Source organism: Niallia oryzisoli (assembly GCF_043641075.1).
In the GTDB taxonomy this organism is placed as follows: domain Bacteria; phylum Bacillota; class Bacilli; order Bacillales; family Cytobacillaceae; genus Bacillus_BD; species Bacillus_BD oryzisoli_A.
The window spans coordinates 129-12,131 of the sequence record NZ_JBHZRC010000002.1; the positions used below are offsets into that span (position 1 = coordinate 129).

At 36.5% G+C, this 12,003-nt stretch carries 14 protein-coding genes; 5 read left to right on the top strand and 9 right to left on the bottom strand.

Annotated elements, in window-relative coordinates; translation table 11 throughout:
* On the top strand, positions 1 to 554 hold a 554-nt coding region (locus ACHUFV_RS09500; protein ID WP_394233473.1), incomplete at its 5' end, for a hypothetical protein.
* Between the two features lie 112 nt (positions 555 to 666).
* Positions 667 to 1,017 (top strand): DUF805 domain-containing protein, encoded by a 351-nt coding sequence (locus ACHUFV_RS09505; protein WP_394233475.1) that lies wholly within the window; start codon positions 667 to 669, stop codon positions 1,015 to 1,017.
* A 111-nt stretch (positions 1,018 to 1,128) separates the two neighbouring features.
* Here the strand turns inward: ACHUFV_RS09505 and ACHUFV_RS09510 are convergent, their stop codons facing one another.
* The 7 genes from ACHUFV_RS09510 to ACHUFV_RS09540 all read right to left on the bottom strand — a co-directional run bounded on the left by ACHUFV_RS09510 (position 1,129) and on the right by ACHUFV_RS09540 (position 8,298).
* Positions 1,129 to 1,539 carry a hypothetical protein gene (locus tag ACHUFV_RS09510; RefSeq protein WP_394233477.1) on the bottom strand — a complete coding sequence of 137 codons (411 nt, stop codon included), beginning with the start codon at positions 1,537 to 1,539 and terminating at the stop codon, positions 1,129 to 1,131.
* A 344-nt stretch (positions 1,540 to 1,883) separates the two neighbouring features.
* On the bottom strand, positions 1,884 to 2,807 hold the full coding sequence (locus ACHUFV_RS09515) for an AEC family transporter (protein ID WP_394233479.1): 924 nt from the start codon (positions 2,805 to 2,807) through the stop codon (positions 1,884 to 1,886).
* A 228-nt stretch (positions 2,808 to 3,035) separates the two neighbouring features.
* The gene (locus tag ACHUFV_RS09520) at positions 3,036 to 4,022 is read right to left on the bottom strand and encodes a ketoacyl-ACP synthase III (RefSeq protein WP_394233481.1); all 987 of its coding nucleotides are present in this window, start codon (positions 4,020 to 4,022) and stop codon (positions 3,036 to 3,038) included.
* Positions 4,023 to 4,241: 219 nt separating this feature from the next.
* Complete coding sequence (locus tag ACHUFV_RS09525) at positions 4,242 to 4,418, bottom strand: hypothetical protein (RefSeq protein ID WP_394233483.1); 177 nt, start codon at positions 4,416 to 4,418, stop codon at positions 4,242 to 4,244.
* A 104-nt stretch (positions 4,419 to 4,522) separates the two neighbouring features.
* On the bottom strand, positions 4,523 to 5,551 hold the full coding sequence (locus ACHUFV_RS09530) for a threonine aldolase family protein (protein ID WP_394233485.1): 1,029 nt from the start codon (positions 5,549 to 5,551) through the stop codon (positions 4,523 to 4,525).
* Between the two features lie 77 nt (positions 5,552 to 5,628).
* The gene (locus ACHUFV_RS09535) at positions 5,629 to 6,936 is read right to left on the bottom strand and encodes an alpha/beta hydrolase family protein (RefSeq protein WP_394233487.1); all 1,308 of its coding nucleotides are present in this window, start codon (positions 6,934 to 6,936) and stop codon (positions 5,629 to 5,631) included.
* A 240-nt stretch (positions 6,937 to 7,176) separates the two neighbouring features.
* Positions 7,177 to 8,298, bottom strand: coding sequence for a diguanylate cyclase domain-containing protein (locus tag ACHUFV_RS09540; RefSeq protein WP_394233489.1), 1,122 nt, complete (start codon positions 8,296 to 8,298; stop codon positions 7,177 to 7,179).
* Positions 8,299 to 8,486: 188 nt separating this feature from the next.
* On the opposite strand from ACHUFV_RS09540, the gene ACHUFV_RS09545 reads away from it, so the two are divergent.
* The 3 genes from ACHUFV_RS09545 to ACHUFV_RS09555 all read left to right on the top strand — a co-directional run bounded on the left by ACHUFV_RS09545 (position 8,487) and on the right by ACHUFV_RS09555 (position 10,736).
* Positions 8,487 to 9,083, top strand: a complete 597-nt coding sequence (locus ACHUFV_RS09545) for a DUF502 domain-containing protein (RefSeq protein ID WP_394233491.1) — start codon at positions 8,487 to 8,489, stop codon at positions 9,081 to 9,083.
* Positions 9,084 to 9,359: 276 nt separating this feature from the next.
* Complete coding sequence (locus ACHUFV_RS09550) at positions 9,360 to 9,785, top strand: hypothetical protein (protein WP_394233493.1); 426 nt, start codon at positions 9,360 to 9,362, stop codon at positions 9,783 to 9,785.
* A gap of 111 nt (positions 9,786 to 9,896) precedes the next feature.
* Positions 9,897 to 10,736, top strand: a complete 840-nt coding sequence (locus tag ACHUFV_RS09555; protein WP_394233494.1) for a chemotaxis protein — start codon at positions 9,897 to 9,899, stop codon at positions 10,734 to 10,736.
* A 69-nt stretch (positions 10,737 to 10,805) separates the two neighbouring features.
* Here ACHUFV_RS09555 and ACHUFV_RS09560 read toward each other — a convergent pair whose 3' ends face one another.
* Both ACHUFV_RS09560 and ACHUFV_RS09565 read right to left on the bottom strand, forming a co-directional pair.
* Positions 10,806 to 11,585: a Cof-type HAD-IIB family hydrolase gene (locus ACHUFV_RS09560; protein ID WP_394233496.1), complete on the bottom strand. Its 780-nt coding sequence runs from the start codon at positions 11,583 to 11,585 to the stop codon at positions 10,806 to 10,808.
* A 185-nt stretch (positions 11,586 to 11,770) separates the two neighbouring features.
* Positions 11,771 to 11,911 (bottom strand): hypothetical protein, encoded by a 141-nt coding sequence (locus ACHUFV_RS09565; RefSeq protein ID WP_394233497.1) that lies wholly within the window; start codon positions 11,909 to 11,911, stop codon positions 11,771 to 11,773.
* Between the last annotated feature and the right edge of the window lie 92 nt (positions 11,912 to 12,003).

Below are 12,003 nucleotides of genomic sequence, written 5' to 3' on the forward strand. Positions count from 1 at the left end.
CGCTAGAGCTTGCTGATAGCAATAACACTGAGGTCGACTTACCTGCTGACGAGACTGCGCTAGAGCTTGCTGATAGCAATAACACTGAGGTCGACTTACCTGCTGACGAGACTGCGCTAGAGCTTGCTGATAGCGATAACACTGGGATCGACTTACCTGCTGCCGATGAAATCGCCGAAGAACTTACCGATAATGACGATTCCGCAGATGATTTACCTGTCGATGAGACAATTGAGGAATTTACTGACAGCGACGTTACTACGGACGTTTTACCTACCGAAGATACAGCTAATAACCTGACTGCTATTGATATCTCTGTTGAAAACCCAACTACCGTTGATTTTACTGAGGATCTAACAGATATTGATAACATCGAAGACTTACCTAACCTCGAGATGACTGACGTTCATCCTACCCTTGACAGCACTGATAACGACTTACCGAGCCATATTATAACTGACGAACACACTCCTACTGATATTTCCGAAAACGAATCCTTCAATACATTAGCTGAAGAGCTGCCTGCAAATGATGATTTAGAAGATGATAAGTAACCCGCTAAAAAACCCCCTACTCCCTTTTATTCAAGAATAGTGTGTTAAGGCAAGAGCCTCGGACATATATTCTATAGACATCATCGTTACAATTCAGGGAGGCGGTTCAACTATGCAATGGTATATTAAGGTGTTAAAAAATTATGTAGGTTTTCAAGGCCGAGCAACACGTCAGGAATATTGGATGTTTATTCTAATGAACTTTATTGCTGCCTGTATTCTTTCCATTGTGGAGTTAGTTCTTGGCATTCCTGGTGTTTTGACAGGAATATATGGCTTGGCAGTTTTCCTACCTTCGTTAGCCGTTCTTGTTCGAAGATTACATGATATCGGAAAAAGTGGCTGGTGGTTCTTGATTTCCTTCATTCCATTTATCGGTACCATTGTATTGATCGTATTTGCCTGCCTGGAAAGCCAGCCTGGAGAAAATCAGTATGGACTGAATCCAAAGCATTCCTATTAATTATCTTCTTACGACTATACCGCCTGAACTAGAGGCGGTTTTTTTATGCAGCAAAAAGGCTTACAGTTTAGCCTGCAAGCCTGCTCAAGCGATTAGCTTCTTAGTATGATATTACTTAAATCCTTCTCCAAGGATACTGGCATCTTTTCTCTCAGCTGAGCCAATTAGTTTTTGTTTAAAAATATTTTCCTTTTGCTCAATTAGTGCATCCCGCTTACCTCTGTACACATACTTCTTTTTTAGAATCTGTTTTTTCTGATTATAGAATAGAACAAATCGCTTCAATGGTAGATTTGGATTTGTATTAATCCAATTAATTTTAAATGTGGATGCACCTTCCCATTCTTCTACTGAAAGCATATGGGCCAGAATCCGTAGTTGTTTTAAATTAAACTCAGGAGTCAACCGCACTTCCCTTTCAAGCAAAAGAGTTGGATCTTCAAGTTCAAGCGGCTGTTTCAATATGACATCCTCATCCTTAATCTTTTGTTCTAATTGTGAAAATTCGATTTTTGGATACAATTTTCCAATCAACTCCTCATAACATTTAGCCTAATAGCGTAAAGGGTTATAATCAACTATTCAAAATGGATAAATAATTTTATTATGATAATCGTTCATAAATGCAACTTTCATTACATTCTTTGTATCATCCAATGGACTAATAGTTGTCATATTTATTATCATAATATACTTTATAGAAGTTACCAACTCTAATGCATCAGATTAATACGTATTGTTTATTTATTTACACTTCACGATTGTACACTGTTTATTATTCATATAGCAATATTTCAAACGAATGATTTATGAAAAAAAATAAGATTAAAAGATCAACCCTTATGTTAACCCGATTTATTAAAGATTTACTTAACTAAGACAATTAGAAAAGGCAGTACAATAAAAGAAATAAGCGTTGTCCAAAGAATACTTTTCGTTACAATTTTAGGAGAAGCATCAAACTTTGCGGCTAATATACCTGCATTCACGGCAACCGGCATACATGCCAAAATGAGTAAGACCGAAAATAAAAGTCCTTGAATTTTAAGTATAGATAGACAAATCAAAGCGATTCCAGGTGCAATAAGTAATCTCATCCCCATACCCAACCAATAGGCTGTATGTGTTTTTCTATCCAGCTGCTCCGTTTTCACATTCATCATCTGAGCACCTAAAATAGCCAAAACAATGGGTGAATAGGCATCAGCAATCATCGAAAATCCGCTCGCAATACCACTGGGTAACGGAAGCTCAAAACTACGAAATAATAATGCCAGCATAGCTGCATAAATGGCGGGTAACGAAAATACGGATTTAATGGCATTTTTTATTGAAAAGTGCGAACGGGCGGCGAAGTAAATTCCTACCGTATTCACAATAATCATTTGCAGGACAATAAAAACCGATGCCTTGTCGAGCCCTAATTGGCCAAAGCCAAGTAATATCAAAGGTATTCCATAGTTGACACAGTTGGTAAATGCCGAAATAAGTGTAAGACCAGCAATATCATTTTGTGATAGCGCAAGCAGCTTCCCTAAACCATTAGCTGTTCCCCATAGTAATAAAAGATTTAACAGCGAGAATGCAAAGGTTAGGTAAATGTCCTGATGAGACACTTCCGCATTCATTAACGTATCAAAGATCACAACAGGAGTAAAATAATATAGAACTAAGACTAAAAGTGGTTTAATATCAAGCTGCTTGAACTTACTAAGTAATGCCCCGGCAATTACTGGTATCGCAAGCGGAACAAGCACGTGAAAAAGGGTAAAAAAAACATTTTGAATCATGATCAATAATTCCTCTCTAACCAGAAAATATAAGTGTAAAAGGGCAATAAGTTGAAATGGAGTTCTATATTCACCATTTTTTACTATATTTCAACATTATACTACAGTTTTCTATAATAATAAGAAATTGTAAGATACTAGCCTACCGAAATTTGATAGAACGACCAATTACATAAAAAACAAATAAAAGACAGTCTCTAAATTGAGACTGTCTTCTATATAAAATAATTATCCTACATTCCATCGAATTAACTGTCCTGCATGTGTTAAACCACCGCCGAAGCCGTATAACAATAGAATGTCCCCATTCTTGACCTTACCTTCACGAACACCCATATCAAGTGATAAGGGAATCGTTGCTGCAGATGTATTTCCGTACTCAACAAGGCTATATAATGTTTTTTCAATCGGGAACCCACTTTTATGGCAGATGGATTCAATCATCCTTAAATTGGCACTATGCGGTATAAACCAATTAACATCACTTAATGGCATTGAGGCTTTCTCCAGAACCTCTTTCATTCCTCTGGGTACTGTTGTAACAGCCCATTTGTAAACCTCACGTCCATTTTGTACAAATTTATTACTCTTCATAAGGTCTTCCTCAAACATGCGAGTTGATAAATCAGAGCAATACAGATTTTTTCCTTTTTTTCCTTCTGTTCCTAAATGGTAGGAAAGGAAGCTAGGCTGTTCCTCATCATACTCTACAAGTACTGCTCCACCGCCATCACCAAATAGAATACAGGTAGACCGATCTTCATAATCCGTAATTTTTGAAAGGGTTTCTGCTCCAATAACGAGAATTTTCTTATGTAAACCGGATGTAATAAGACCGTTTGCAACATGCAGCCCGTATGCAAATCCTGAACAAGCGGCATTAACATCAATGGAGCCGGTTTGTTTGATTCCTAGTTTTGCTTGAACTAGTGAAGCAACGCTTGGGGTTTTGAAATCAGGAGTCATTGTGCAGGCAATAATCATATCAATATCTTCAAGAGATTTATCGTATCTTTCGACCAAATTCAATGCTGCTTTATAACCGATATCACTTGTATGCTCATCTTCTGTTGCAATTCTTCGCGCTTTAATACCTGTACGTTTTACAATCCATTCATCATTTGTTTCAACTAATTTTTCTAAATCATCATTCGTAAGTCTCTTTTCAGGGACATATGCACCTATTGCCGTAATACGAGCTTTTGATAAAATCATTGTATACCCCCTTTAATTCTGAGTTTTCAACTTTTACTCATTTTACCACTTATTACTAAGACTAGATACTAATTTGATGTCAAAATAGAAAAAAAGAGCTGTTTTCTCCATTCATGCTTCCCTATTCATACCTGTTGTAATCAAGTACTATTATTGATTTTGTTTTAGATAGCCCTTACATTTACTCAAACATAAAAAGCCAGGAACGTTATTCCCAGCTTAGTCGATAAAACCATTTTCTTTTAACTGCTCAAAGGCTGCATTTTGATTTTCTTCTTTAATCTGATATTCAAGGTTTCCATCCACAATTTTTGCGCAGCGTCCTCCAAATGGCTTTAAGGTTTCTTTAATGGCTTTAATATCATGGGTCCCTTTTAACTGATAATTAACTTTCACTTTTATCACCTCCATAGATTACTATAAAGAAGTGATAAAAGAATTTCTGTGATAAAACTAACAACAAAAAATTAATTATCGTGCTGGATTATTTAATGATCCTATCATTCAACAGTCTTCTTCATATCCTCAATAAATTCCTGAACCGCCTCTTCTTTAGTTGCCCATGAGGTAACCAAACGAATCGCTGAAGTATCCTGATCTACTTTTTCCCAAATTAAAAAAGAGTACTTCTTTTGGAGCTCGGAGATTAAGGAATTCGGTAAAATCGGGAAGATTTGATTTGATGGTGAATGGCTAAGAAAAGTATGCCCCGCTTTCGTTATTTCCTTTCTCAGCCTATCTGCCATTCTATTGGCATGCATCGCCAATTCATAGAACAAATTATCCCCGAACAGTTCTACAAACTGAATTCCCAATAGTCTCCCTTTAGCAAGGAGTGCTCCCTTTTGCTTCAAATGGAAGCGGAATTCCTCTTTAAGATGGTGATGACTAATAACCAGTGCCTCTCCAAGCAAGGCTCCATTCTTTGTACCGCCAATATAAAAGGCATCGACTAGATTTGGAAGATCACTTAGCTGGAGATCATTTTCTGCAGAACATAAAGCAGATCCTAATCTTGCTCCATCCATATATAAGATGAGGTTGTTTTCCTTACAGAAATGACTTAACTGCTCCAACTCCTCCTTATTATAGATTGAACCGATTTCAGTTGAATTCGATAGGTACACAAGCTTTGGCTTGACCATATGCTCATCGGTATGAAAAATAAGTACATCCCGTAAATGCTTTGTCGTTAGCTTTCCATCAGTGGTTTCAACAGCTATCACTTTGTGCCCTGTTGCTTCAATTGCACCTGTTTCATGAGTAAAAATATGACCAGTACTCGCTGCGATTGCCGCTTCGTGAGGTCTTAAGAAAGCTGAAATTGCGATTAAATTTGTTTGAGTTCCGCCTGATAAAAAGTGAATATCTACGTTTGCCTGGTCTAATCTTTGCTTAATTAATTCGATTGCTTTCTCTGAGTAGCGATCTTCACCATAGCCATTTTCCTGCACAAAGTTTGATTCCATTAGTGCAGTTAAGATTCTTGGATGTGCACCTTCGCTGTAATCATTTTTAAAACTATACATAAGTTAGCTCCCTATTATTGTTTTTTCATTATCGTAACATAATAAATACTCAATTTCCTTCTCATTCTGCTGATGAACTATAATTTCAGTACTCTTTCCTTCTCGAATTCAATAGGATTGTCTTTTAAATATCGATCAAAAAATTGCAGGATGACTTCATTTGTCGTTTCAATACATTCGCGTGCGTCGACTGCTCCTGTTCCCAGCAAATTTGATAAAATAGGTGAAACGATTGGTAAATCGGTAAAATTCATATGCTCTGAATTCCTTATGATTACCTGATAGGAATGATTACTGTTTTTGTGTACAGCATTATTTGGATAATCTGGATTCCCCTTAGTCTCATCTTCATAATGAGATTCATTATAGAAATTTAGAATAGGCTTTGGATATGGCTCATCTGTCAAGAGCTCTTTTCCGTTCATAAAACCGATGACTTCCCCTAGCATTGTTCCATCAAGAACAATCACCGCATCCACAGTTTCATCTATTCTGCCAATTTTTGCAGCCGTTGCTCCACCCAGTGAGTGACCCATAACACCAATACGCTCAAGGTCAATTAGCTGAAATATATTTTCAGTTTCACTACCAGTCATTTTTTTGATTTTATCAATAACAAAGGTCATATCCTCTGTTCTAAGCTTCATCCATGCTTGTTCCATGACAAACAATTCCTTACCCTGTATTTCCCCATTTGTTGCTTTTATCGCATCATTCATAAAATCCATATTGGTTATCACCCTTTTTCCGTCCACCTGCTCTGTCAAAAAAGCATGAAAGGTATGATCAATACTAGCAACTACATATCCATTGCTGGCCAATTCTTGATAAGTAGAATAGTTGCTGGTGCGAAGCCCAAATGCACCGTGAGAAAAAACCACAAGAGGAAACTTTTTATCTGCTTGCTTTGAAGGATACCAAAACTGAACCGTTACTTTTCGATTATCATCAGCTTCCTCTGTGAAAAGCTCTTTTCTTGATTGATCGGTCCAAGTAAAACTTTTTGTACTCACTGAATTTTCACCTGTTGTCTTGATTGGCTCATAAGGAGGGAAAAGCAGGAGAGGAAAAATAGCTAAGGCATAAAGAATAACACGGCCCAAAAAGCCAAGTATCATTTTCGACTTCTTTAATGGTTTATTCCCTATATGTCGGAGAAGTGTCACAAGTCCAAGCAGTGCCTGTACCCCCAAAAGGATGCCAAGCATCATCCAGTTCAATCCCCAATCAATAATAGGACTGATTACCAGCAGTAAAAAAATTGAAAAAAGTACAATACTGAGAATAGATTTACCCCTTTTTACATTTGATTTTTTCAATATGCTTACTACAATCATCCCGATTTCAATTGAAATGAATAGAAGAAACACCATATTTCCTAGCATACTATCGCCTCCCACTTCTACTTCAAACATCGTGGATTCCTTCACAAGGCAAACTTTGGGAAACTTTCATCGAATGACATTTTCATGATTTGAAGAAGTGCTATGCTTAAATTGTTCTCTATTCATTATAGCACCCTAATATGGAAAATAATGTGACTGTCTCTTGAATTTTCCAATTATCTTTACCACAAAAAACCAAATCACATTTCTTTGATTTGGTTTAGGCATACTATGATTTTATTAATGATTAAGAGAAAATTCTTCCTTGTAAATAGAGAAAGTGTTTTTACCTTTTAATTTTGCCTGGTACATAGCTATGTCTGCTTTTTTAATTAATTTATCAATAGCATCCCCATCATTATTATAAAAGGCAATTCCAATACTAGTTGATACAAGAATATCCTGTTGATTTATGATAAAAGGCTGATTGATTTCGCTAAGGATCGTTTCCACTAGCTTAATTGCACTGTGCTTATCTATGTTCGGAAAGAAGCCAATAAACTCGTCTCCTCCTAATCGAGTAATCGTATCGTTTTTTCGTATACAACGTAAAAGACGATTGGCGACCTCCTTTAACAGGAGATCCCCTATTTCATGGCCAAAGGAATCATTCACTGCCTTGAATCCATCTAAATCCATAAAAATAATGGATGCTAACGTTCTGGGAGTATCTGAAAATTGAGGGGATAGGGTACGATGAAAATTCTCCTCAAACTGCCTCCGATTCGGAAGACCTGTTAGCATATCCTTAAACGCTAAATCACGCAGAAGTATTTCACTTCTTTTTCGTTCTGTAATATCCAACATGGAGCCGATGATTTGTGCTTGGCCATCTTTTAGGATGATTGTTCCGTAAATTTCTATATCATACATACTTTGATCCTTTTTAATGCCTCTCACTTCAATTCTCGATGTTTTATCTTCCCTATCCAGTTTTCGTCTGATCGACTCCATTACGACAGGCAAATCATCAGGATGGACTAAGTCTAAAATAGACATTCCAATTAGTTCCTCTTTTGCATACCCAGTCATTTCAATAAATTGCTGATTAGCATACTTGATTTTTCCATCTATTAACGTATAAGTTCCAATTAAGGAGCTTTCTGCTAATACAATATATTTATCATTAACCTGTTTTAGCTTTTTCTGCTGCCTACTCACAATAATCGTGAAAGGAGTTAATATCATCAGTAATACAATACTGTCAATCAGCATTTCTTGACCAGAACTATTTATATTAAAATACCGATTCAATATATCTTGGAGTACAAGCATCTCTGCTTCTTTTATGATAAGTACACCTATAATGATCAAGATGGACTGAAAAAGCCCTCTTCTGTATTTTTTTCTTCGAAAATCCATGATGTCTCTCCTAAAAAAACATATGTCTATACATCCTATTGTATTTCTTCAATCACACCCATACAAGAAAAATATTATAATAATATGGCAGGAAGTTATAGGGCCATCCTCAGTAACCAAAAGTCTTGATTCAGAAACAAGTTCACGCGATAATGAGTTAATTAAGGAATTTCGTAAGGAGTTTAAAAATGAAAAGAATTATTCAAAATTTTATTAAGGGACTTTTAACCATTGTCCCAATTATTTTAGTTGTTTTTGTCGTCTTTAAGATTTTTATGTTTTTAGATGGCCTGCTAGGAAATTATTTAAAACCCTATTTAAAAGAGGATTACATACCTGGGATTGGATTACTTTTCACCTTTATCCTGATTACCATTTTAGGCTGGCTGTCTACAAAGTTTTTTACAGGTACACTATTCCGGGTTATTGACAGATTGCTAGAAAGGATTCCTTTAATAAAAACCATCTATTCGGTTATCAAGGATACGTTTTATTCCTTTCTTGGAGAGAAAAAATCGTTTTCAAAGGTGGCAATTGTAACAATTCCTGGAACAGAAGTGAAGACCATTGGATTTATTACGACAGAAGATCTGGAAGACTTTTATACTCCATTAAAAGATCATGTGGCTGTATATGTTCAACAAACCTTTCAAATAGCCGGTGTTACCCTTTTAATCCCAAAAGACCAGGTTGAAGTGATTGACGTAAAGCCTGAGGATGCAATGAAATTTATTCTTTCTGGCGGAATGACCTCAAATCACGGACAACCCTATAGGAATCAATAACTGAATCCTCTATTAATAGTGAAATCTAAAGAACGCACTTAAATAATAAAGCAAGTGCGTTTTTTAGATTTCATACTTCCTTTTGAATTTCTCCCCTTTTCCACGATATCTTACATGAAGCTTCTTTGATAGCAAAATAGAAATATGCTGTTTAATAATCGTGAAGCTGTACAACCTAGAATTAATATCCTATCCAATACCTTTTTGTAATAGTAATCAAGCTGTGATTGGGATCATTCAAGCTTATAATTTCTATGATAATTTTCTCTTAAGAAGGTGATTATATTGGTATTTCGTGGAGATGCTCATAAGCTGTATAGTAAACTAAACAAAATACAAAGTATTGAATTCATCCAAACGAAGGAATTATCTGAGGTTCAGGAAATTCGATCCTTTTATCGTACAGTTAGTACTGATTTATTAAAATTGGTTTATTATCGTATGATTAAGGAAAAAAACGGTTCTGGAATAATCCCCATTTTTGTCACTGCCATTCCTTGGTTTATTTTTCTCTTTTCAAGTAAGCTACAGGAATTTCTTTTTCGAGAAGGCGGTTTGCTTTGGCTTCCCTTTAGTATTATTTATATTTGTATTCTCATCATCAGTGTTGTGCTGCATTTTCGTGAAAAAGCCTGGGCAGGTCTGCATATTGAGATCATTCAGGATGTAATTGCAGAACGAAATGCTGAAGCATCTCCATAAAACATACTTAATGAACAGTATAATTAACCCTCTGTGTTAAAAAACATCCAATATTCATATATTTAAACTAACCATTATTGGATGGTGACTCTCATCATAGGGGGTATGATGTTGTCCAGAAAAATTGCTGTGGCGATCATTCATGGAATTGGAACCCAAAAGGAAGATTTTGCGTTGAGGATGGAGAAGAAATTAAGGAAGCGGTTTATCAAACAATTAAAGAAATTGAAGCCTAATGTCCAGGAGCCTGAATCACAATTAGTCATTAAGCCCATTTGCTGGGCCGATACCTTTGCAGAACCGGAGAATATACTATGGGAAAAATTTCAATCAGAAAAACTAGATTATAAGCTTTTGAGAAATGCCATGATCCATGTACTAGCAGATGCCATCGCCTATCAAAGATCCCCTTCTCAAAAAAACTTCTATAAAAAAATCCACATGAGAATAGATGAAAAGTTAAATGAATTGGCTTGTGAAACGGGAGACGTGGAGGCACCTTTATGTGTCATTGCTCATAGTCTGGGTACGGTGATCACCAGCGACCATTTTTATGATCTACAGCAAGGAAAAAGGATAGCGGATCCACTTGATAACCCTCTCGTGAAAGGAGAGACCCTTACCCTGTTCTATACAATGGGGAGCCCTATTGCCCTATGGAGTATCAGCTATGACGAATTTGACAAGCCGATTGAAGTCCCGGCAAAAAGGATCAAAGAGTATTATCCAAATACAGGAGAATGGATTAATTTTTACGACAAGGATGATATCATCGCCTACCCCCTCGAGCCATTATATGGAAGTCAATATGTAAAAGATCGTCAAGCAGCTGTCGGCGGACTCTTGACCGGGTGGAACCCACTCTCACACAGTCAATACTGGACAGCCAATCAAGTCATTACACCAATTGTCAACGGACTCATCAAAACTTGGCTGGAGGTAAATAAATAATGAAGCATGGGGACGGTTCTTCTGCTTCCAGTTGGAAGCAAAAGAACCGTCCCCATGCTTTCTCCAGTTTTATAGTAGTCCCACCATTTGAAGACCGTGGTAAATTCCATCCTCTTCTACGGATTTTGTGACAAATTTAGCTGCTTTTTTTACTGTCTCTTCTGCGTTCCCCATGGCAATACTGTTTTTAACGGCTGTAAGCATTTCAATATCATTTAGTCCATCACCAAAAGCATATTGACGCTCCGCTGGAAAACCTAGCTGAGCTATGATTTTCTGAATACCCTGTGCTTTAGATCCACCTTTTGGCAGAACATCCACTGAAACAGGATGCCATCGAACAAAGTCAAAATCATGAAATTCCTGTTCATATTGTTTTTCTTCCCCTTCTGTACAAAAAAGAAGAGTCTGATATAGTTCACGTTCTTTATAATAATACGGATCATGCTCAGGAAAACGGTCTATCTTTAAGGTAGCAATACTTTCCTTTATATAGCTATGCTCTGGAACATTCGCTTTCATATCTTCATGGTCCATAAAGACAACGGGATGATTGTTTTCAAGAGCTGTTTCAGATAATTCCACCAGTGATGGAATTTTCAGAGGATTCGTATCTAAAACCTCTCCATTTAACACGACAAATTGTCCGTTATAACTAACATATGTATCAATATCTAATTCCTTTCGCAAATCCTCAAACATAAAAGGAGCTCGTCCTGTTGCAATAGCAACCACATGTCCAGCATCCTTCAGTTGAAATACTGCTTCTTTTGCAGTTTGAGGTAATTTCTTATCATGATTAAGCAAGGTTCCATCTATATCAAAAAAAATAACACTCTGTTCAGTCATTATTTGTCCTACCTTCCGAATAAGATTTAAAATCATCTGATTGTTACAAGTGTAACTTATGAAACCCGTTTCAAGTCAACTCTTTTGTAACAATTCTCACTTAACTAGTTTTTTATAACAGCAGTTAAGCGAATCATGGGGACGGTTCTCCTGCTTCATGGAAGCAAGAGAGCCGTCCCCAAATCTTAATTATTATCGTTCTTTTGACTAGGATTTGGGTTTGATTTATCAATAATTTGTTTTATTTCTCCCTCGTCCCCTTTTGCGTTGATGATTTCCATTATTTGATTGAGGCCCTCACTCGTTTGGTCAGTGTTATTTTTCATGGATAATCCTTCCTTCCTTTTTCTACTATTATTTTCATTATTATCAAATATTATCAACTGCAAAAGTGTGGGAGCTTTCTCAAATACTACCG

Coding starts and splice junctions, on each gene's coding strand:
- ACHUFV_RS09505 (WP_394233475.1), top strand. CDS start 667: ATGCAATGGTATATTAAGGTGTTAAAAAATTATGTAGGTTTTCAAGGC.
- ACHUFV_RS09515 (WP_394233479.1), bottom strand. CDS start 2,807: ATGATTCAAAATGTTTTTTTTACCCTTTTTCACGTGCTTGTTCCGCTT.
- ACHUFV_RS09520 (WP_394233481.1), bottom strand. CDS start 4,022: ATGATTTTATCAAAAGCTCGTATTACGGCAATAGGTGCATATGTCCCT.
- ACHUFV_RS09530 (WP_394233485.1), bottom strand. CDS start 5,551: ATGTATAGTTTTAAAAATGATTACAGCGAAGGTGCACATCCAAGAATC.
- ACHUFV_RS09535 (WP_394233487.1), bottom strand. CDS start 6,936: ATGCTAGGAAATATGGTGTTTCTTCTATTCATTTCAATTGAAATCGGG.
- ACHUFV_RS09540 (WP_394233489.1), bottom strand. CDS start 8,298: ATGGATTTTCGAAGAAAAAAATACAGAAGAGGGCTTTTTCAGTCCATC.
- ACHUFV_RS09545 (WP_394233491.1), top strand. CDS start 8,487: ATGAAAAGAATTATTCAAAATTTTATTAAGGGACTTTTAACCATTGTC.
- ACHUFV_RS09560 (WP_394233496.1), bottom strand. CDS start 11,585: ATGACTGAACAGAGTGTTATTTTTTTTGATATAGATGGAACCTTGCTT.
- ACHUFV_RS09565 (WP_394233497.1), bottom strand. CDS start 11,911: ATGAAAAATAACACTGACCAAACGAGTGAGGGCCTCAATCAAATAATG.